The organism is Allorhizobium paknamense (genome assembly GCF_030815125.1).
In the GTDB taxonomy this organism is placed as follows: Bacteria; Pseudomonadota; Alphaproteobacteria; order Rhizobiales; family Rhizobiaceae; genus Allorhizobium; species Allorhizobium paknamense.
The window spans coordinates 18,063-38,792 of record NZ_JAUSWH010000011.1; the positions used below are offsets into that span (position 1 = coordinate 18,063).

Consider the following 20,730-nt stretch of genomic DNA (forward strand, 5'->3'; position numbering starts at 1 on the left):
GGAAAGGGTGATGCCAGTTACAGCCGCAAACGCCGTTCGCCGAGCGTGTAGAGCGGCCGCCAGACCAGCCGGTTGAACAGCGTGACGAAGGCGCACATGACGATGATGCCGAGCACCACCCGCTGGAAATCGCCCTTGGCCGTGGCATCGGCAATGTAAGAGCCGAGGCCGGGGGTGGAGAGTTGCTCATTGCCCCAGCTTGCCACCTCCGCGACGATGCTGGCATTCCACGAGCCGCCGGAGGCGGTGATGGCGCCGGTGACGTAATAGGGGAAAATACCGGGCAGGATCACCTTCACCCACCAGCGCCAGCCGGTGATGCCGAAGCTGCGGGCCGCTTCCTTCAACTCGCTCGGATAGGCGGAGGCCCCGGCGATGACGTTGAAGAGAATGTACCATTGCGTACCAAGGATCATCAGCGGGCTCAGCCAGATATGCTGGTTGAGATCGAAGCGGACGATGACCACGACAAAGACCGGGAAGGCGAGGTTGGCCGGGAAGGCGGCCAGGAATTGCGCCAGCGGCTGCACTTTTTCGGCAATGCTGGGGCGCAGCCCGATCCACACGCCGACCGGCACCCAGATGGCCGTGGCCAGCACCATCAGCACCACGACGCGGGCGAGCGTGATGAAACCGTAGAGCACGGATGTGGCGACATCGCTCCAGCCGATGGCGGTTTGCAGATAGCTGATGCTGATGACAGCGGCATAGATCCCGGCCGCGGCGAGAATGGCGAGCCACAATCCGTCGAAGACGCGCGATGAGACGGCGGTATTCTGCGGTGCCGTTTTCGCCCGCTTGAACTGAGGAAACCGGAAGGACCAGACGAGGCGGGCCAGCCAGCCGAGCGGTGCGGTCAGCGCTGCAATCACCCGCGAGCGGCGCATCAGGTCGAGCATCCAGGAGGTCGGCTCCTCGGTGGAGGCGGTGGTTTCGAAACGGAACTTGTCGGCCCAGGCGACCAGCGGGCGGAAGAGCAACTGGTCATAGAGGATGATCACGGCCAGCATGGCGGCTATGGCATAGCCGATGGCGGCGATATTCTGCTCCTTGATCGCCAGCGCCACATAGGAGCCGACACCCGGCAGCGTCACCGTGGTATCGCCGACGGTAATCGCCTCCGAAGCCACCACGAAGAACCAGCCGCCGGACATGGACATCATCGCATTCCAGACGAGACCGGGCATGGCAAAGGGCACGTCCAGCCGCCAGAAGCGCTGCCAGGCGCTGAGGTGAAAACTGGCGCTTGCCTCTTCCAGATCCTTGGGCTGGCTGCGCATGGACTGATACATGCTGAACGTCATGTTCCAGGCCTGGCTGGTGAAAATGGCGAAGACGGAGGCCAGTTCGGCACCCAGCACCTTGCCCGGAAACAGGTTCATGAAAAAGGTGACGGTGAAGGTGAGGAAGCCGAGGATCGGCACCGATTGCAGAATGTCGAGGATCGGGATCATCACCATTTCGGCCCGGCGGCTGCGGGCCGCCACCGTGGCATAGATGAAGGTGAAGATCAGCGAAAACACGATGGCCGCCAGCATGCGCAGCATGGTGCGCAGCGCATAGAGCGGCAGGTTCGAGGGATCGAGCGACAGCGGCGCGGCATCGAGCGCCGTCAGCGGCTGATTGGTGGCCTCGGCCCCATAGGCAATGGCGACGATGATGCCGACGACCAAAAGCAGCGCCACCAGATCCCACAGCGTGGGCAGGACAGAGCGGCGCAGCGCCAGCGGTGCGTTTTTCTGAAAGAGCATTGGCAAGCTCCGAGGCTGAGAAGGCATAAAAGATCGAAGGATTACGCGGCGCAAGCCACACGGATGCGAGAAGCTCGCCACCGTTTGAAGCTTGACCCTGTGCCATCGCCATCCTTGGAAAAGGCCATAGCGACAAGCCCGTGACAGGCTGATGACAGAGGCAGGCTCTGTGCTGGATCAGAGCATGATTCGACCGGAGTGAAGCGAGGATCGATAAAATTATGCTTCAAAAATAGAATGTTAGAGTGCCGATCTGATTGAATCAGATCGAAAAGCACTCTGAGACATGATTGATTGAGAGCGGTCATTGCGGCTCATCCTTTCCCGGTCATCACAGACCGGCGGACGAGCGGAAAGCTCAGCCGGTCGTGGGCCGAATGGTAGAGGTTCTAGATCGACTGGAACTGTCCATAAGCTTTCATCTGCTGGCGACATGCAGGGGAACCATTCCCGCAGCAAGGCGCCAACTCCCTGGTTTGAAACGTCATTCCGGGCCTATGCCGGTCTTGCTTCGTCTCGACGCTGCTCATGCGCCTGTTCTCGATCTTCGTCAAGCGCGCTGGCGTTGTGGGCCGTCAAAAAACAAATGCGGCGCATTGCTGCGCCGCACAAAAATTCGTGATCTTCAGAATATCAGTTTGAGGCTGCGTGGATGGCGGCCACCAGACCGGCGGTCGAGCCGTCCTGTCCGTCGGTTCCCGCCTTGCCCTGCACCACCGGCAGAAGTCCGGTCGCCAGCTCCTTGCCAAGCTCCACGCCCCATTGGTCGAAGGAGTTGATGTTGAACAGCACGCCTTCGACAAACACCCGGTGCTCGTAAAGGGCGATCAGACGGCCCAGCGCATAAGGGGTCAACTGCTCGTAGACGAAGGTGATCGACGGGCGATTGCCGGTGAAGACGCGGTGCGGAGCGATATGGTCGGCCTTGGCCTCGTCGGCGCCGGCCTTCAAAAGTTGCGCCTTTGCTTCTTCCAGCGTGCGGCCCTTCATCAGCGCTGCGGATTGGGCAAGGCAGTTGGCGATCAGCAATTCGTGCTGATGGCGCAGCTCCGGCTCGAAACCATTGGCCGCCACCATGAACTCCGCGGGGATGATGCTCGTGCCCTGGTGGATGAGCTGGTAGAAGGCGTGCTGGCCATTGGTGCCGGGCTCGCCCCAAACCACCGGGCCAGACTGGCCTTCGACCGGCTTGCCGTCGAGGGTGACGCCCTTGCCGTTCGATTCCATGTCCAACTGCTGCAGATAGGCGGCAAACCGCGACAGCCGCTGGTCATAGGGCAGGATGGCGCGGGTCGGATAATCCAGCACATTGCGGTGGTAATAGCCGATCAGGCCGAGCAGCATGGGCAGGTTTTGCCGGAAGGGTGCGGTGCGGAAGTGATTGTCCACCGCATGCGCGCCGCTCAGGAACTGGTCGAAATTATCGGCGCCGATGGCAATCATCAGCGGCAGGCCGATGGCCGACCAGATGGAATAGCGTCCGCCGACCCAGTCCCAGAAACCAAAGACCCGGTCCTTGCCGATCCCGAAGGCGGATACCTTGTCCAGCGCGGTGGAGACGGCGGCGAAATGATCGCCAACGGCTGCCTCGCCCAGCGCATCGGCAATGAACTTGCGGGCTGTGGCCGCATTGGTCATGGTCTCGATGGTGGTAAAGGTCTTGGAAGCGACGATGAACAGCGTGGTTTCCGGCTCCAGCAGCTTCAGCGTATCGGCAATATGCGCGCCGTCGACGTTGGACACGAAATGCAGGCGCGGGCCGTCATGGAAGGGAGCAAGGGCAAGCGTTGCCATGGCCGGGCCAAGGTCGGAGCCGCCAATGCCGATATTGACCACATCGGTATAGGCCTTGCCCGTGGAGCCTTTCAGCGTGCCGGTGCGCACGCCTTCGGCAAAGGCGGCCATGGCATGCAGCACGCCGTTCACATCCGGCATGACATTGTGGCCGTCCACGACAACCGGCGTATTGGCCCGGTTGCGCAGCGCCGTGTGCAAAACGGCACGGCCCTCGGTGAAATTGATGGCTTCGCCGGTAAACATCGCCTCGCGCTTGGCGGCAACGCCGCCATCCTCTGCGAGCTTTTCCAGGAGTGCCATGATCTCGTCGTTCACGGCACATTTGGAATAGTCCATCAGGAGATCGTCCAGACGGGCGGTGAATTTTTCGAAGCGTTTCGGGTCGGACGCGAAGGCTGCGCGGATATCCGTCGCGGATGTCTTTGCAACGGTGGTCTTCAGCTGTTCGACGATGGCCTGCATAGGGTCCTCCAATCCGGTCAAGGGGGGCCGGTAACGGTGGAGGACCCTACTGCATAATTCCTTAAATCGGAATCGATTTAAGGATAAAATTATGCAGCAGATTTAAAGTGCTACAGCGAACCTTTGTGCGCCATATATGTGGCGCACGGCGCTGTAGAGCATTTCCAGGAAAAGTGGAAGCCGGTTTTCCGTCCGGAAATGCGCAAAAACAAAGAGTTAGAGCGCCGATCTGATTCAATCAGATCGAAAGGCGCTCTAAATGCTCAGAGGGTTCTAAACAAGTTGCGAAAGACAGGAAAAATCCTGCGCCTTCACTCCCGCAAATTCTTTCTCAGAATCTTGCCCACGTTCGACTTCGGCAGTTCGCTGCGGAATTCCACATAGCGCGGGCGTTTGTAGTTGGTGAGATTGGCGGCGCAATGGGCCTTCACATCGGCTTCCGTCAGGCTTTCGTCCTTGCGCACCACGAAGAGCTTCACGGCCTCACCGGAATGCTGGTCCGGCACGCCGATGGCCGCCGCTTCCAGAATGCCCGGATGCATGGCCGCAACCTCCTCGATTTCGTTGGGGTAGACGTTGAAGCCCGAGACCAGGATCATGTCCTTCTTGCGGTCGACGATCTTGATATAGCCCTTGTCATTCATCACCCCCATATCGCCGGAGCGGAAAAAGCCATCCGCTGTCATCACGCGGGCGGTTTCCTCCGGCTTGTTCCAGTAGCCCGCCATGACCTGCGGGCCGCGAATGCAGATTTCGCCCACCTCGCCAATGGGAAGGCTGTTGCCGTCCTCATCGCGAATGTCGACGTCGGTGGAGGAAATCGGAATGCCGATATAGCCGGTGAATTCACCGGTATTCATGGGATTGGCGGTGGCGACCGGCGAGGTTTCCGAAAGGCCATAGCCTTCGGTGATCGGGCAGCCGGTCACCTGCTGCCAGCGCTCCGCCACCGGCTTCTGCACCGACATGCCGCCGCCGAAGGTGAGCTTCAGATGCGAGAAATTCAGTTTGCGGAAGCCCTCATTGTTCAAAAGCGCGTTGAACAGCGTGTTGAGGCCGATAAAAATGTTGATCGGGTATTTTTCCAGCTCCTTCACAAAAGCCGGAATATCGCGGGGATTGGCCAGAAGCACATTATGCCCGCCGATCGCCACGCCCATCAGCGAATTCACCGTCAGAGCGAAGATATGATAGAGCGGCAACGCGCAGATGAAGGTCATGATCTCCGGTCGGGGCCGGTTTTCGAAGGAGGAGTTGAGCCAGAGCGCCATCTGCATCTTGTTGGCGATCAGGTTGGCATGGGTCAGCACCGCGCCCTTGGAAACGCCGGTCGTGCCACCGGTATATTGCAGGAAGGCGATGTCGCCGCGGTTGATGGCAACGGGCGTAAAACCGCGTCGGCTGCCTTCCGACAGCACCTTGGCGAAAGGCTTCGCACCCGGCAGGGACCAGGCCGGGACCAGCTTCTTCACCTTGCGAACGACGAAATTCACCAGATGTCCCTTGAGCCCGAGCATATCGCCGAGGCTGGTGACGACGATGCGGGTCAGCCCTGTCCTTGCGCGGACCGCCTCGACCGTATGGGCGAAGTTTTCCAGCACGAACAGCGCCACGGCGCCGCTGTCGTTCAGCTGATGCTCCAGTTCGCGCGGCGTATAGAGCGGATTGACATTGACCACCGTCATCCCCGCCTTGAGGATGCCGTAGACGATGACCGGGTTTTGCAACACGTTCGGCATCATCACCGCAATGCGGTCTCCCTTGCGGAAGCCTTCGCCCTGCAGCCAGCTGGCGATGGCGGTCGCCTTCTCTCCCAGCTCGCGATAGGTCATGGAGCGGTCCATGCTGGTAAAGGCCTTGCGGTCGGCATAAAGGCGGCAGCTCTCATCGAAAAGTGCCCCCAGTGATTCATGCTTGAAAGGCGGCAGTTCCGCCGGCACCGAGCGCGGATAGGACTGGAGCCAGATACGGTCCGGCGCGTGGCCTACAGGCATGGACAGGCTATTCATTCCTCACTCCCCTTTTTCGCCGGCGCGCTCCCATCTCCTCCTGGGGCCGCGCGCCCGTCTGCTCTATCAAGACTATGTCAGCAGCCTTTCGATCCTGCAATGTAGCTTTGCATAACTTTAACGTAAACGTCAAATATTTGCGTGTAGATAATCATTTTTCCCCTTCAGGCTGTAGGGCGCTGCGGAAAGCCGGCGGGCATGATGGCCGTGGAGACGGTGATGAGCGGGTGTTTGCCAGGATCTGGCTCCCGGTCGCAGCCTGAGGGGCACGTAAAACCGCTTTCCACTTTTCCTGGAAATGCTCTAAGACTGCCGCACTGCAACAGCGAAGGAAGCGAAAGCATGACTGAAACGCCTGTTCTCGTGGTCGGTGGTGCCGGCTATATCGGTTCGCATACCTGCCTGGAATTGTCGCGCCGGGGCTATCTGCCCATCGTCTTCGACAATCTCTCCAATGGCCATGGTGAATTTGTCAAATGGGGACCGTTGGAACAGGGCGATATTCGCGACCGGGCGCGGCTGGATGAGGTGCTGGCCAAGCACAAGCCGGCGGCCATCCTGCATTTTGCAGCGCTGATCGAAGTGGGCGAATCGGTGAAGGATCCGGTGGCCTTCTACGAAAACAACGTCATCGGTTCCCTGACCCTGCTGGCGGCGGCGCAGGCTGCGGGCATCAAGGCCTTTGTCTTCTCCTCCACCTGCGCCACCTATGGCCTGCCGGAAAGCCTGCCGCTTGACGAGACCCACCGCCAGGCGCCCATCAATCCCTATGGCCGCACCAAATGGGTGGTGGAGCAGGCGCTGAAGGATTACGACACCTATACCGGCTTCCGCTCCGTCATCCTGCGCTATTTCAATGCTGCGGGCGCCGATCCCGAATGCCGCATCGGCGAATGGCATACGCCGGAAACCCACGCCATTCCGCTGGCGCTGGAAGCAGCCCTTGGCCGCCGCCAGGGCTTCAAGGTGTTCGGCAGCGATTACGAGACCCGTGATGGCACCTGCGTGCGCGACTATATCCATGTGCTCGATCTGGCGGACGCGCATGTCCGGGCGGTAGACCACCTGCTGAAGGGCGGCGAGACGGTTGCGCTCAATCTCGGCACCGGCACCGGCACCACGGTCAGGGAACTGCTCGCGACCATCGAAAAGGTCTCTGGCAAACCCTTCCCGGTGGACTATGTGGAGCGGCGCGAAGGTGACAGCCACACGCTGGTGGCCAACAATGAAAAGGCGCGGCAGGTGCTGGGCTGGGTGCCGCAATATTCGCTGGAGGATATCATCCGCACGGCCTGGCGCTGGCACTCCACCGCCAACGTGCTGTGAACCAAACCGCGCGTCATGCGTTGAAGCCTGATAGCTTCACTGAAAGGAGCGCATCATGGTATTCAAACCCGCGAAGAACCACGGCGAACAGCCCGAGATCATCAGCGAAAACCCGCCCATGGCGGAACTGGAGGCGGCGGTTGCTGCAAAGCTGGCCATTTCCCATGGTCTTGACGCCTCCGGGATCGATGTGACCGCGATGGAAGACGAAATCTGCCTGACCGGGACAGTGTTTTCGGAAGGCGAGGTCGACCGGGCGGTTGAAGTGGCGCTCTCCGTGCCGCATGTCTATAAGGTTTCCGTGGACCTGACGGTGATCAGCCGCACGCTGCACTAGAGCATTTTAATGGTTCACGGAAACATTGAAACGCTCTAAATCTTGGTTTTTACGCATTTCCTGACGGAAAACCGGAGCCCGCTTTCCTGGCAATGCTCTAAACATCGGCTTGATTCCAGACTGAAAAACCCCGGTTTTCCAACCGGGGTTTCTTTGTTTCCTGTTGTGTTTACACCGTTCTGAATACCGCCATGCTACGGCCGCTCAGCGTAACGCCCTGGCCCTCTTCCACGGTCTCACCCCGGCGCTCCGGTTCGGAGGTGACGAGTTCCAGCACCCGCTCGCCGCCGGTTTCCCTGGGAATGGTGAAGGTAATGTCTTCATCGACCGGATTGAATAGCATCATCACATCCGACCAGACGCCCTCCTGGTCGCGCAGATCATCGCGTTGCAGCCGGGCAATGATGGCGTTGTGCCGCTCCCATTGTTCTGGCTTCTGGCGTCCGCCTTTGACATTGTACCAGTCGATCAGCATGCCGTCGCGCCAGTTTTCCCGGCGTAGCAGTGGCTGGGCCTTGCGCAGCGCAATCAGCCGGCGGGTGAATTCGCGCAGCTCTTCGGCGCTGCCGGGCAGGTTTTCCCAGTGTACCCAGCTGATTTCGCTGTCCTGGCAGTAGCCATTATTGTTGCCGAGTTGCGAGCGCCCGAATTCGTCGCCTGCCAGGATCATTGGCGTTCCGTGCGAGAACAGCAGCGTCGCCAGGAAATTGCGCTTCTGCCGGTCGCGGATGGCGTTGATTGCCTCGTCATCGGTGGGACCTTCGAAACCGTAATTATGGCTGCGATTGTCGTTGTGGCCGTCATTATTGTCTTCACCATTGGCCTCGTTGTGCTTGCCGTCATAGGAAACGAGGTCGTTCAGGGTAAATCCGTCATGGGCGGTGATGAAATTGACGCTGGCCCAGGGGCGGCGGCCCCGCAGATCGTAGATATCGCCGGAGCCAAGCAGGCGGGCGGCGAAGTCCGGGGCGCTGTTGTCTCCGTTCAGCCAGTAGTCGCGCACGCTATCGCGGTATTTGTCGTTCCACTCTGCCCAGCCGGGCGGGAAGCCGCCGACCTGATAGCCGCCGGGGCCGATATCCCAGGGCTCGCCGATCAACTTGACCCGTGAGAGAACCGGATCCTGCGTCACTGCGTCGAAAAATCCGCCGCGCTGGTCGAAGCCTTCCGGCTCACGACCGAGAATGGTGCCGAGATCGAAGCGGAAACCATCGACATGCATGTCTTCTGCCCAGTACCGCAGGCTGTCCATCACCATTTGCAGCACGCGCGGGTGCGAGGTGTTGACGGTGTTTCCGGTGCCGGTGTCGTTGATATAATAGCGGTGATTGTCGGGCAGGGTGCGATAATAGGAGAAATTGTCGATGCCCTTGAAGGAGAGCGTCGCGCCCAGCTCATTGCCTTCGGCGGTGTGGTTATAGACCACATCGAGAATGACCTCGATATTGGCATCATGGAAGGCGCGCACCATGTTGCGGAAGCCTTGCAGCCCCTGCGGCCCGTAATAGCGGCTGGCGGGTGCGAAAAAGCCGATGGTGTTATAGCCCCAGTAATTCTTGAGGCCCTTGTCCTGCAGCAGGCTGTCATCGGGGAAGGCATGGATCGGCAGCAGTTCGACAGAGGTAATGCCGAGGCTCCTGATGTAATCCACCGCCGCCTTGTGCCCGAGCCCCTCGAACGTGCCTCTCATCTCCTCCGGGATAGCGGGGTTCAGCCATGTGAAGCCCTTGACATGGGTTTCATAGACAATCGCATCGGCCCAGCGAATGCCAGGTGCGCGATCCTGTCCCCAATCCGCCTGGTGAGGATCGGTGATCCGGGCTTTGGGCATGAAGGCGGCGCTGTCGAGATCGTTGAAGGAAAGATCCTTCTCCGGATCGTCGAAATGGTAGCCGAACACCGCCGGATCCCACTGGATGTCGCCGATCAGTTCCCGGGCATAGGGGTCGATGAGCAGCTTGTTGGCATTGAAGCGGTGGCCATTGGCCGGGTCATAGGGGCCATGCACCCGGTAGCCGTAAAGCGTGCCGGGCTTCAGCCCCGGCACATAGCCATGCCAGACTTCATTGGTATATTCCGGCAGCGTCAGGCGCGCGATTTCGATCTTGCCGGTGGGATCGTAAAGGCAAAGCTCCACGCGCTCGGCATGGGCGGAAAACAGCGCGAAATTCACGCCCTCGCCATCGTAATGCGCCCCCAGCCGCTGCCAATCCCCTGCGATTACGGAAAATTGCGTCACATGCGTGTCCATTGCGGCCCCCGGCTTCGTGCTGATGTGCGCTCATAATTGCCGGGGAAGGGCCTTTGTTCCTTTGCTTCTTCGCCTGCTCCCCGGGAACAAGTTTTCGCAAGCCCGGTTTCCACCCCGATGACACATGCCGTGAGGAGGCTTCATGGAACGGGGTGAAAAAGTGGCGCTCGTGACCGGCAGCGGTTCCGGCATCGGCCGGGCTACTGCCATGGCCCTGGCCGCACAAGGAATGACGGTGGGTCTGCTCGGGCGTACAGAGGAGGAGTTGCAGGCGGTGGCCCGGGAAATCCGCGAGACCGGCGGCGAGGCTCTCGTCCTGGTGGCCGATGTGTCCGACGCCGAGGCCATGGCGTCCGCGATCGCGTCTCTGGTGGATGAAGGAGGCCGCCTCGATGTCGTGGTCGCCAATGCCGGGATCAATGGCACCTGGGCACCGATCGATGACCTGCAGCCGGAGGAATGGGACAAGACCATGGCGGTCAATCTGCGCGGCACCTATCTCACCCTGCATCACAGCGTTCCCTATCTGAAACGTGAGGGCGGTGCGGTCGTGGTGGTCTCTTCCATCAACGGCACGCGCACCTTCACCACGCCGGGCGCCACGGCCTATGCGGCCACAAAGGCGGCGCAGGTCGCCATGGTGCAGCAGCTTGCGCTTGAGCTTGGCCGTCAGGGCATTCGCATCAATGCCGTCTGCCCCGGCGCCATCGACACCAGGATCGATGACAATACGGAAAAGCGCAACAGCGAGCGCGCCGCCATACCTATCATCCTGCCGGAAGGGGAAATTCCGCTGACGGAAGGGCAGGCCGGGACGGCGGAGGATGTGGCGGACGTCATCGCTTTTCTCACCTCGGATGCCTCCCGGCATGTCACGGGTACGGCGATTTTCATCGATGGCGGTCAAAGCCTTGTTCGGTAGGATCTGCTCTACGCTGCGGCATGCCGCGAAAGGGTAAGAAACTCTGCCCTTTTTCTCAGCTTTGCCTTGCACCGGCCCGCTCACCACCCTATCTTCACGAAATATTACAAAGATAAGGAGGGCCGATGCCGCACGCGACACCGTTGATCACCATTCTCGTCGCGGGCTTCGTGCTGGCCTTTCTGTTTGGAACGCTGGCCAATCGGTTCAAGTTGCCGCCTCTTGTGGGCTATCTTCTGGCGGGTATCGTCGTCGGTCCCTATACGCCGGGCTATGTTGCCGATCAGGCGCTGGCGCTCGAACTGGCGGAAATCGGCGTTATCCTCTTGATGTTCGGCGTCGGTCTGCATTTTTCCCTGAAAGATCTTTTAAGCGTGCGATTCATCGCATTGCCCGGCGCGCTGGTGCAGATCGGGTTTGCGACTTTCCTCGGCTGGGGACTGGGTCTTGCTTTCGGCTGGAGCCATGGCGCGGGTCTGGTCTTCGGTCTGGCGCTTTCGGTTGCCTCCACCGTGGTGCTGCTGAAGGCGCTTCAGGAAAGGCGGCTGGTCGAAAGCGAAAAAGGCAAGATTGCTGTCGGCTGGCTGATCGTCGAGGATCTGGCCATGGTACTGGCGCTGGTGCTCATTCCGGCCATTGCCGGAGCCTCCGGCGATGGCCATGGCGGTGGTGGTGGCGATCCGCTGGCGCTCTGGCTGTCGCAGCTTGCCGGGTTCCAGCCGGGGGTGGGCGCGATCATCGCGGTGACGCTTCTGAAGGTTGTGGCCTTCATCGGCTTCATGATGATCGTCGGGCGGCGGGTCATTCCCTGGGCCTTGCATTACACCGCGCATACGGGCTCCCGGGAACTGTTCCGGCTGGGCGTGCTGGCCATTGCGCTGGGTGTCGCCTTCGGCGCCGCCAAGCTTTTCGGCGTGTCGCTGGCGCTGGGGGCCTTCTTTGCCGGGATGATCCTGTCGGAAAGTGAGCTCAGCCATCGCGCGGCCCAGGAAAGCCTGCCGCTGCGCGATGCATTTTCGGTGCTGTTCTTCGTATCCGTCGGCATGCTCTTCGATCCGATGAGCGTCATGCGCGATCCGCTGCCAATGCTGGCCACCATTGGTATCATCATCGTCGGCAAATCGCTGGCCGCCTTCCTGATCGTCATTGCCTTCCGGCGCAGCATGGCAACGGCGCTGATCATATCCGCCAGCCTGGCCCAGATCGGCGAATTTTCCTTCATTCTGGCGGAACTGGGTGTGGGCCTGAATATCCTGCCGGAAGAAGGCCGCCACCTGATCCTGGGCGGTGCAATCATCTCGATCATCCTCAATCCGCTCGTCTTCCTGGCGGTCGATTGGCTGCGGCCCTGGCTGGAAAAGCGCTATGGCAGCGACAGGACGCAGGAAAAGAAGCCGCAGGACAAGCCGGCGGAAACCATTGCCACGGGCGAGGCAGCCGCTGCCGCAGCCCCGGCGGCGCCTGCGGAGGAGCCAGATGACGTGCCGGTGTCCCTGAGCGGCCATGTGATCGTCGTCGGCTATGGCCGGGTGGGCAGCGTGGTGGCGGAAGAGTTGCAGAAATCCGGTCATCCCGTCCTGGTCATCGAGGATGCCGAAAGGCGGCTACAGGCGTTGAACGAGCAGAACCTGCCGCATCTGGCCGGTAATGGCGCACAGGCAGGTCTGCTGGAGCGGGCGAACCTCGCGGGAGCCTCGGCTCTGGTCATGGCCATTCCCAATGCCTTCGAGGCCGGGCAGATCGCCTTGCAGGCCAAGAAGATCAACCCGGCGATCCGCGTGATCGGACGCGCCCATTCCGATGCCGAGGTGGAGCACCTGCAGCAACTGGGCACGGATGAGGTGGTCATGGGCGAGCGGGAGATTGCGCGGGCCATGGCGCACTTCATGACGGCACCGCCTCAGGCTGTTCCGGCCTGAGGCTCCGTTTCGTTTAGAGCATAATCCGACCGGAGTGAAACGAGGATCGACAAGATTATGCTTCAAAAATTATGTTAGAGCGCCGATCTGATTCAATCAGATCGAAAAGCGCTCTAATACGACCGGTCATTGAAAATGACCGGTCGTATTCCCTTTTCGAATATCTCAAGCCCCCGATGCAGGAGACCTATTGTTGCTTTTTGCAATGATGGGACAGAGAAATGAAATTAAGAGCGGGGTAATAAGGGCTGTAATCTTGTAATATTAACCATTCATTTACCATGATATTCTTGATTTGGTTCATAGTTGAACAAACTTCGTTCTGCGGCGTTAGCCCGGCATGAAGGAGATGATGCCATGCAGCCAGAACCGGAAACTGTCCTCATCGTAGAAGACGACGCCTTTATTTCCATGGATGCCGCAGAAAGCGTGGCGCGCGCTGGCGCCAATGTCGTCACCACTGAAACGGTGAGCGATGCGCTCGACTGTCTCGAAGCCAACCGCATCACGGCGGCGATCCTCGACTTTCAGGTTCTGGATGGCAATGTCGCCCCGGTGGTGGAGCGCTTGAAGCGGGCAGGTATTCCCTACCGGGTGGTCTCCGGTTCGCCGGTTCATGAAATTACTGCGCGCGGCATTCCCGCTGACCGGATCGTACCCAAGCCCGCCGATTATCTGAAGGTCATGGTGCAACTGGTCAAGGACCGGCCTTGGAGCGCTTTACGGGCAAACCACTGAAAACTGCATCCCGGTCATCATGGCCGCATGTCCTGAAGATGTCTTTTCAAACCTCTCTACAGCGCCGTGCGCCATTTAGGGCGCACAACGGTTCGCTGTAACGCTTTAGATCTGCTGCATAATTTTTTTCTTAAATCGATTCCGATTTAAGGAATTATGCCGTAGCGTTCCTCGCGCCAGGGATCGCCGCGCATATGATAGCCGTTCCTTTCCCAGAAACCGGGCTGATCGGCCTGCAACAAGGTGATGCCGGTCAGCCACTTGGCGCTTTTCCAGAAATAGAGATGCGGAACCACCAGCCGCACGGGGCCGCCATGTTCGGCGCTCAAGGGCCGTCCTTCCCAGCTATGGGCGAGAATGGCGTCTTCGGCTGCAAAATCCGCAAGCTTGAGATTGGTGCTATAGCCGTCATGGCTGGTCAGCATGACGGCATCGGCCTCAGCTTTTGGGTGCACCAGATCGAGAAGATCGCGCACCATCACCCCGTCCCAATGATTGTCATAGCGAGACCAGGTGGTGACGCAGTGAATATCGGAGAGGGAGCGGCTCTGGGGCAGGGCTTGGAAGGCGGCCCAATCCAGCGTCAGCGGCTCGTCCACCAGTCCCTTCACACTCAGCCGCCAGCCGGTCGTTGACAGCACCGGCTGCTGGCCGAGATCGAGCACCGGCCAGTTGGTCACCAGATGCTGGCCGGGCGGCAGCCGCTCTGTCTCCGGGCGGCTCACCCGCCCGGTGAGAAACCGGCCTTCCGACGCCCAGCGGCGTTTACTGCGGGTCAGCTTGCTGTCTTCGTCTTCAGTCATGGCATACCCCGGAATGTTTTAGAGCAGTGTCCCGAGACAACCGCTAGGCACCTTTCCTCGAAATGCTCCAGTCTGCAAGACAAACCCCGAAACAACGCCCTCAGGCGAGGCTCGCCACCTCGGCCACGTCATAGCGATAGGTGGTGGAGCAGAACTCGCAGGTCACGGAAATGGCGCCATCTTCTTCGCTGGCGGCAATCTCCTCCGCCGTGAAGCCTTTCAGCACGCTTTTGATCTTCTCGCGGGAGCAACTGCACTTGTCCAGCACCGGCTGGGGATCGTAGACCCGCACGCCGCGCTCATGAAACAGCCGGAACAGCAGTCGCTCAATCCCGATCTGCGGATCGGTCAGTTCGTCGCCATCGACGGTCTCCACCAGCATGCGGGCCTCTGCCCAGCTATCATCCTCTTCATGCGCCTCGTTCTCGCTTTCCGTATCGCCATCGCCGCCATGCAGGTCGCGGCTTTGCATGCGCTCCGGCGCTTCCGGCATGAATTGCGCCACAAGCCCGCCGGCACGCCAGCTGTGACGCGGCTTGCCTTCGCCATCGCGGTCGAAGAGTTCGGCTACGGCAAGACGGATCCGTGTGGGGATCTGCTCCGATTGGCGGAAATAGAAACCGGCGATGTCTTCCAGCGACGAGCCATCCAGCGGCACGATGCCCTGATAGGGCTGCATGAAGGAGCCCTGGTCGATGGTGAAGGCCAGCACCCCGGTGCCGAGCAGATCGGTGGGAGAGGCCTTGCCTGCAGCAAGGGCTTCCTTCAAACGCTCCTCATCGAAGCGGGCATAGGCACGGATATTTTCCGGCGTCGCGAAATCGCAGACCAGAAGATCGACCGGCCCGTCGCTCTTGGTCTGGACGATGAACTTGCCCTCGAATTTCAGCGAGGTGCCGATCAGCACGGTCAGCGCAATCGCCTCCGCCAGCAGGCGGGCCACCGCCGGGGGATAGTCGTGGCGACCGAGAATGCTGTTCAGCAGCGGGCCGAGCTGAACGGCCCGTCCGCGCACGTCAAGACCGTCCACCTGAAAGGGAACGACCCTGTCATCACCGGCGAAACCGAATTCGCCAAGCTGGCTTGCTGTTTCTGTCATATTGAACTCCTGACGCGAGAAGCGTCTTGAAACCTGTCCAGCCAAGGCCTGTCCGGACAGGTTTGAAAATAACATCAGGGAAGGGAAGCCCCTTCAAGGAAAAGGTTAAAGGTGCTTGCGCACCCGTTCCGGTTGAGGGTGTGTGAGGATTCAGTTTTGGGTGCGGCGAAAACGGTGATCTTCGAGAACCGGAACGGAGTGTACTGAACGTACATGCGTACCGGAAGCACAGAAAAACGCCGTTTGCAGCCCGCCCAAAGCTGAATCCTCACACACCCGAGCCGACACATGGTATTTTATGCGCCCGAGATCAAGCCGCAACGGGTTTTTCGTGTCCGCTCAGCCGATGCTGATGCCAAGCACGCCGATGCGGGCGGGTGTGGCCGGACGCGGCGCGCCGGAAAGCACCATGGCCCAATAGGGCACATTGCCCTTTGCCGGCAGCCGCGCCACGGCCACGCCCAGACCATGATAGGGACCCAGCATGTTTTCCAGATGATGCGGAGAGTTGACCCAGGCCTCAAAGGCCGCCTCGACACTCTGCTGGCGCATGGCGATGTTTTCTGCGGCGGGCAGTTGCACGCCAGACTCCAGCATGCGCTTGCCGAAACTGTCGCCAAAGCCGATGAGGTGCGACATCTTCTCGTTCTGCGCCATGCGGTTGGCCTGGAACATCGCGGCTTTGGCGGCGGCGCCATCGGCAACCAGCGTGGACTTGCCATTCTTGGCCCGCAACCCATTGACCAGCGGCAGGAATGCCGCCGTCTCATCTTCGATATTGCCCGGAACGGGCGAGGATACCGGCGTGCTGCGGCATCCCGCCAAAAGACTTGCGCATCCGGCGGCACTCAGGATCAGCACCTGCCGCCGGCTGGGAAGGGGAATTGTCTTCATTATTTTCTAAGGCTCAGCAGGCGAATGACGATAAAGGCTGGAATGACGATGCTGGCGCCGAGCAGGAGATAATCCCCCAGCCGCCCCAGCGCCGAAAAGCCTCGATACCAGATATCCAGAAAGAAATGCCGCACGCCCGCGATGATATCGACAGGATAAATCCCGAAGATATTCATAACGAAGCCGACGATGACCGAAACGACGATCAGCTTGAGGATCGTCCGGCCCAGCGAATCGCCCAGAAACCTGTTCACGCCATCGGCCATGCGGCTCTCCTTGTATCTCAGCGGTCTGGGCTCACATAAGCACGCGATTATGGCGCCGCAAGTCCTGATTTATGGCGGTTCCGGAAAATCGGTCTTGCGTTTTTCCGCCGCTTCTTCATTGCTCTCGCCGGGTTTCGCATCCGACGGAAGATGATGGTCGTCCGGCAGACGCGATTTTACAGAGAACAGATCGTATTATGCTTCCCCTTTCGCTTTCCTCCGGCGATGTTACCGCCGACCGCCGCGCCGATTATGCCCGCATGTTGGGCGAGGGCGGAGATTTTGCTGCGGCTGCCGAATTGATGGAGCAGGCGCTGGAACTGGCGCCCGGCTGGGCGGCGGGCTGGTTTCAACTGGGAGAATACCGGCTGAAGGCGGGCGCGGCTGACAAGGCGGTCGAGGCCTATCGCGCGGTGCGGGCGCTGGATCCCGAGGATATGTTTGCCGCCAGCCTGAAACTCGCGCTGATCGGCGCAGAAGCGGTGCCGGAACAGCCACCCAGCCGCTACGTGGAAGCGCTTTTCGATGACTATGCCGACCGCTTCGAAACCTCGCTGGTGGAAAAGCTCCACTATCAGGTGCCACAAAGGCTGGCGGCGTTGATCGCCCGGGTGGCGGGGCAGGGGCACCTGTTTCAGACAGCGATCGATCTCGGCTGCGGCACGGGCCTGATGGGGGTTGAACTTGCCGGGAAGGTGGGCCTGCTGGAAGGCTATGACCTGTCGGGCGGCATGCTGGCCAAGGCGGCGGAAAAGCAGCTTTACCATCATCTGGGAGAGGCCGATCTCTCGCTTGACGCCGCCGCTTGCGGCCTCTTCGACGGTCGTGAAACGCTGCGGGCCGATCTGGTCACGGCGGCGGATGTGCTGATGTATCTCGGCAATCTCTCCGGCGTCTTTGCGCTGACGGCGACCCTGCTGAAGCCCGGCGGCCATTTCGCCTTCTCGGTGGAAAAGCAGGCGGAGAGCCAAGGCTTCACGCTGGCCCCTTCGCTGCGATACCAGCACAGTTTCGCTTACGTGACGGCGACCCTTGCCCAAAGCGGCTTTACCCTGCTCGAAAGCGAGGAGGCCACCATTCGCATGGATGGCGGAAAACCCGTCCTCGGCATGCTGTTTATTGCTGCAAAATCGCGGTGAAGGATCGAAAATTGCGATTTTGCCGATAGGTCAGGATCGCTGACCTTGGCCTCTTGAAAACCCTTGTTTTTCAGGCATTTTGAAGCTGCGGAGGACATTTGGAGCGCGAGGCCATGGCAAATTTGAGCATGTTCGGCATCTGGAATCAGAACCCCGCCCGCCACAGCCCCGTCGAGGACGCACAGGGCATTCTCTGCGGCACCATGATTGCCGCCCTGGGGCTTTATATCCTCGCCAAGATCGGTCTCGTCACCAGCGGCATGGCGGGCCTCGCCTTCGTGCTGCATTACTGGAGCGGCTGGAGCTTCGGCCTTCTGTTCTTCCTGCTCAATCTGCCCTTCTATCTGCTTTCCATTAAACGGGTTGGCTGGGATTTCACCCTGAAAACCTTCCTCGCCGTTGGCCTGACCTCCTTCCTCGTCGAAATCGAAAACCGCTTCCTGCATATCGAATCCATCCATCCCATCTGGGGGGCGATCATGGCGGGCCTGCTGCTCGGCTTCGGGCTTCTGGCGCTCTATCGCCACCGCGCCAGCCTCGGCGGCATCGGCATTCTTGCGGTCTTCGTGCAGGATCGTTTCCATATTCCCGCCGGCCTCGTGCAGCTTGCCTTCGACCTCATCGTCATGGCGCTCGCCTTCACCGTCGTCAGCCCCACTGTCGTGCTGTACTCCTTCATCGGCGCCGTGGTGCTCAATCTCTTCGTGCTGATCAATCACCGCTCGGATCGGTATATCGCGCTGCGGTAATATCCTTGCCCGGCAATAAAAAAAGGCGGCCCGTGAGCCGCCTTTTCCTGTTTATGCTGCCTGCTTGGCCTGACCATATGGATCAAACCGGCCATAGAAGGTTTCGCCCTTCTCGGCCATCTCCTTCAGCAGTGGCGTGGGCTTGAAATGCGGGCCGTAATCCTTGGCCAGCTTCTCGCACAGCGCCACGAAGGTCTTGACCCCCATGCCGTCGATATAGGACAGCGCGCCGCCCGTATAGGGCGCAAAGCCGAAGCCGAGGATGGAGCCGACATCGGCTTCGCGCGGGTCGGTAACGATGCCTTCTTCCGCGGTGCGGGCAGCTTCCAGCGCGATGGTTGCCAGGAAGCGCTCCTGCAAGACCTTCACATCCACCTCTTCCGCCTTCTTCTGCGGATAGAAATCCTTCAGGCCCGGCCAAAGCGATTTCTTGGCGGGCTTGGCCGGATAGTCGTAGAAGCCCTTGCCGTTCTTGCGGCCAAAGCGCTCTTCCTTCTCCACCATGCGGGCGACAAGTTCCATATGGCGTGCATCCACGGCCTTTTCGCCGAGATCCGCCACGGTGGCCTTGAGGATCTTGTACGAAAGGTCGATCGCCACTTCATCGTTGAGCGACAGCGGTCCGACCGGCATGCCGGCAAACTTCGCGGCATTTTCGATCATCACCGGCGGCACGCCTTCGATCAGCATATCGTAGCTTTCGGCCATGTAGCGCAGCACGCAGCGATTGACGAAGAAGCCGCGCGTATCGTTGACGACAATGGGCGTCTTCCTGATCGCGGCGACGTAATCCAGCGCCACGGCCAGCGCCTTGTCGCCGGTCTCCTTGCCAAGGATGACTTCGGTCAGCATCATCTTCTCCACCGGCGAGAAGAAGTGGATGCCGATGAAATCCACCGGGCGCTTGGAGTTCTTCGCAAGGCCGGTGATCGGCAGCGTCGAGGTGTTGGAGGCGAAGATCGCCCCTTCTGGCAGCACAGCCTCGACCTTTTCGATCACCGCCTTCTTGACGTCGCGGTCCTCGAACACGGCTTCGATGACGAGGTCGGCATCGGCAAGGGCGGCATAATCCGGTGTGGGCGTGATGAGGCTGACCAGCTTTTCGCCGTCTTCCTTGGTAAGTTTACCCTTACCGATGGCGTCCGAAACCAGCTTTTGCGAGACACCGAGCCCCTTGTCGGCAGCTTCCTGGTCACGATCAATCAGCACCACGGGAATGCCCGCCGCAGCCGTGACATAGGCGATGGATGCGCCCATGAAGCCCGCGCCGACCACGCCGACCTTCCTGATCTCGCTCTTCGGCTGGCCTGCCGGACGGCGGGCGCCCTTGTTCAACTCCTGCATGGAGATGAACAGCGAGCGGATCATCGAGAAGGCTTCCGTGGTCTGGACGATCTCGGTGAAGTAGCGCTGCTCGATGCGCAGCCCCGTATCGAAGGGCACCTGCAGGCCTTCATAGACGCATTTCAGGATAGCGAGCGCTGCCGGGTAGTTGCCGGAGGTTTCCCGGCGCAGAATGGCCGGCGCGGCAGGCCAGAGCTGCGCGGAGGCGGGCGTCCAGATGCCGCCGCCGGGGGCCTTGAAGCCCTTTTCATCCCAGGGCGCAACGGGTTTCAGTCCATCCTTGATCATCTGTTTGGCGGCGGGGATCAGTTGATCTGGCTCCACCACCTGATGCACGAGGTTCATGGCCTTTGCGCGTTGCGGTGTCAGCGTCTGGCCAGTGGTCATCATTTGCAGCGCGTCCTGCGTATTGGCAAGACGCGGCACGCGCTGGGTGCCGCCAGCGCCGGGGAAAATGCCGACCTTGACTTCCGGCAGCGCCAGCTTCACCGATTTCGCATTGGAGGCCACGCGGCCATGGCAGGCGAGCGACAGCTCGAAAGCACCGCCCATGCAGGTGCCGTTGATGGCCGAGACCCACGGCTTGCCGCAGGTTTCGATCTTGCGCCACAGCCAGCTCATGCGGCCTGCGCCATCGAAAAGCTTCTTCACGGCGTTTGCCGGATCTTTCGCCCGCTCTTCCTCCACCATGGAGAACATGCCACGGATCATGCTGAGATCCGCGCCGCCCGAGAAGGAGGACTTGCCGGAGGTGAAGACCACGCCTTTGATGGCGGCATCCGCCACCACGGCATCGACGATCTTTTCGATTTCGTCCATCACCTCGACGGTGAAGACGTTCATGCTCTTGTCCGGCATGTCCCAGGTGACGAGGGCAATGCCGTCTGCGTCGGTCTCGACGGTGAAATTCTTGTAAGTCATTGT

At 60.3% G+C, this 20,730-nt stretch carries 16 protein-coding genes; 7 read left to right on the top strand and 9 right to left on the bottom strand.

All coding sequences use genetic code 11. The features are described 5' to 3' along the window. Window positions 1-17: 17 nt before the first annotated feature. From QO005_RS16070 to QO005_RS16080, 3 genes are all read right to left on the bottom strand, one after another. The gene (locus tag QO005_RS16070) at window positions 18-1,751 is read right to left on the bottom strand and encodes an ABC transporter permease (protein ID WP_307159078.1); all 1,734 of its coding nucleotides are present in this window, start codon (window positions 1,749-1,751) and stop codon (window positions 18-20) included. Between the two features lie 633 nt (window positions 1,752-2,384). Further along, window positions 2,385-4,010 carry a glucose-6-phosphate isomerase gene (gene pgi / locus QO005_RS16075; RefSeq protein WP_307159079.1) on the bottom strand — a complete coding sequence of 542 codons (1,626 nt, stop codon included), beginning with the start codon at window positions 4,008-4,010 and terminating at the stop codon, window positions 2,385-2,387. A gap of 311 nt (window positions 4,011-4,321) precedes the next feature. Beyond that, on the bottom strand, window positions 4,322-6,019 hold the full coding sequence (locus QO005_RS16080) for a long-chain-fatty-acid--CoA ligase (RefSeq protein WP_307159080.1): 1,698 nt from the start codon (window positions 6,017-6,019) through the stop codon (window positions 4,322-4,324). 342 nt (window positions 6,020-6,361) lie between these two features. Here QO005_RS16080 and galE point away from each other — a divergent pair, with 342 nt between their 5' ends. Beyond that, on the top strand, window positions 6,362-7,345 hold the full coding sequence (gene galE / locus QO005_RS16085; RefSeq protein ID WP_307159081.1) for a UDP-glucose 4-epimerase GalE: 984 nt from the start codon (window positions 6,362-6,364) through the stop codon (window positions 7,343-7,345). Window positions 7,346-7,400: 55 nt separating this feature from the next. Continuing rightward, window positions 7,401-7,682, top strand: coding sequence for a BON domain-containing protein (locus tag QO005_RS16090; protein WP_307159082.1), 282 nt, complete (start codon window positions 7,401-7,403; stop codon window positions 7,680-7,682). A 169-nt stretch (window positions 7,683-7,851) separates the two neighbouring features. Here QO005_RS16090 and glgX read toward each other — a convergent pair whose 3' ends face one another. Beyond that, entirely contained in the window at window positions 7,852-9,933 is a 2,082-nt protein-coding gene (gene glgX, locus QO005_RS16095) for a glycogen debranching protein GlgX (protein ID WP_307159083.1), read from the bottom strand. Window positions 9,934-10,075: 142 nt separating this feature from the next. Here glgX and QO005_RS16100 point away from each other — a divergent pair, with 142 nt between their 5' ends. The 3 genes from QO005_RS16100 to QO005_RS16110 all read left to right on the top strand — a co-directional run bounded on the left by QO005_RS16100 (window position 10,076) and on the right by QO005_RS16110 (window position 13,512). Beyond that, window positions 10,076-10,855, top strand: coding sequence for an SDR family oxidoreductase (locus tag QO005_RS16100; protein WP_307159084.1), 780 nt, complete (start codon window positions 10,076-10,078; stop codon window positions 10,853-10,855). Window positions 10,856-10,980: 125 nt separating this feature from the next. Next, window positions 10,981-12,774, top strand: coding sequence for a cation:proton antiporter domain-containing protein (locus tag QO005_RS16105; protein ID WP_307159085.1), 1,794 nt, complete (start codon window positions 10,981-10,983; stop codon window positions 12,772-12,774). A gap of 357 nt (window positions 12,775-13,131) precedes the next feature. Continuing rightward, window positions 13,132-13,512, top strand: a complete 381-nt coding sequence (locus QO005_RS16110) for a response regulator (RefSeq protein ID WP_307159086.1) — start codon at window positions 13,132-13,134, stop codon at window positions 13,510-13,512. A 146-nt stretch (window positions 13,513-13,658) separates the two neighbouring features. Here the strand turns inward: QO005_RS16110 and QO005_RS16115 are convergent, their stop codons facing one another. The 4 genes from QO005_RS16115 to QO005_RS16130 form a co-directional block, all read right to left on the bottom strand. Beyond that, window positions 13,659-14,315, bottom strand: coding sequence for a sulfite oxidase-like oxidoreductase (locus QO005_RS16115; RefSeq protein WP_307159087.1), 657 nt, complete (start codon window positions 14,313-14,315; stop codon window positions 13,659-13,661). Window positions 14,316-14,415: 100 nt separating this feature from the next. Further along, a complete protein-coding gene (locus tag QO005_RS16120) occupies window positions 14,416-15,414 on the bottom strand; it encodes an Hsp33 family molecular chaperone (protein WP_307159088.1) in 999 nt (332 codons plus the stop codon). Window positions 15,415-15,753: 339 nt separating this feature from the next. Next, on the bottom strand, window positions 15,754-16,308 hold the full coding sequence (locus tag QO005_RS16125) for a CAP domain-containing protein (RefSeq protein ID WP_307159089.1): 555 nt from the start codon (window positions 16,306-16,308) through the stop codon (window positions 15,754-15,756). Further along, the gene (locus QO005_RS16130) at window positions 16,308-16,574 is read right to left on the bottom strand and encodes a DUF6460 domain-containing protein (protein WP_307159090.1); all 267 of its coding nucleotides are present in this window, start codon (window positions 16,572-16,574) and stop codon (window positions 16,308-16,310) included. The genes QO005_RS16125 and QO005_RS16130 overlap by 1 nt, the downstream gene beginning before the upstream one ends. A gap of 197 nt (window positions 16,575-16,771) precedes the next feature. Between QO005_RS16130 and QO005_RS16135 the strand changes: the two genes are divergently transcribed. Further along, on the top strand, window positions 16,772-17,713 hold the full coding sequence (locus QO005_RS16135) for a class I SAM-dependent DNA methyltransferase (RefSeq protein WP_307159091.1): 942 nt from the start codon (window positions 16,772-16,774) through the stop codon (window positions 17,711-17,713). A 113-nt stretch (window positions 17,714-17,826) separates the two neighbouring features. Next, a complete protein-coding gene (locus tag QO005_RS16140; protein WP_307159092.1) occupies window positions 17,827-18,462 on the top strand; it encodes a DUF6198 family protein in 636 nt (211 codons plus the stop codon). A gap of 51 nt (window positions 18,463-18,513) precedes the next feature. Here the strand turns inward: QO005_RS16140 and QO005_RS16145 are convergent, their stop codons facing one another. Next, on the bottom strand, window positions 18,514-20,727 hold the full coding sequence (locus tag QO005_RS16145; RefSeq protein WP_307159093.1) for an FAD-dependent oxidoreductase: 2,214 nt from the start codon (window positions 20,725-20,727) through the stop codon (window positions 18,514-18,516). Between the last annotated feature and the right edge of the window lie 3 nt (window positions 20,728-20,730).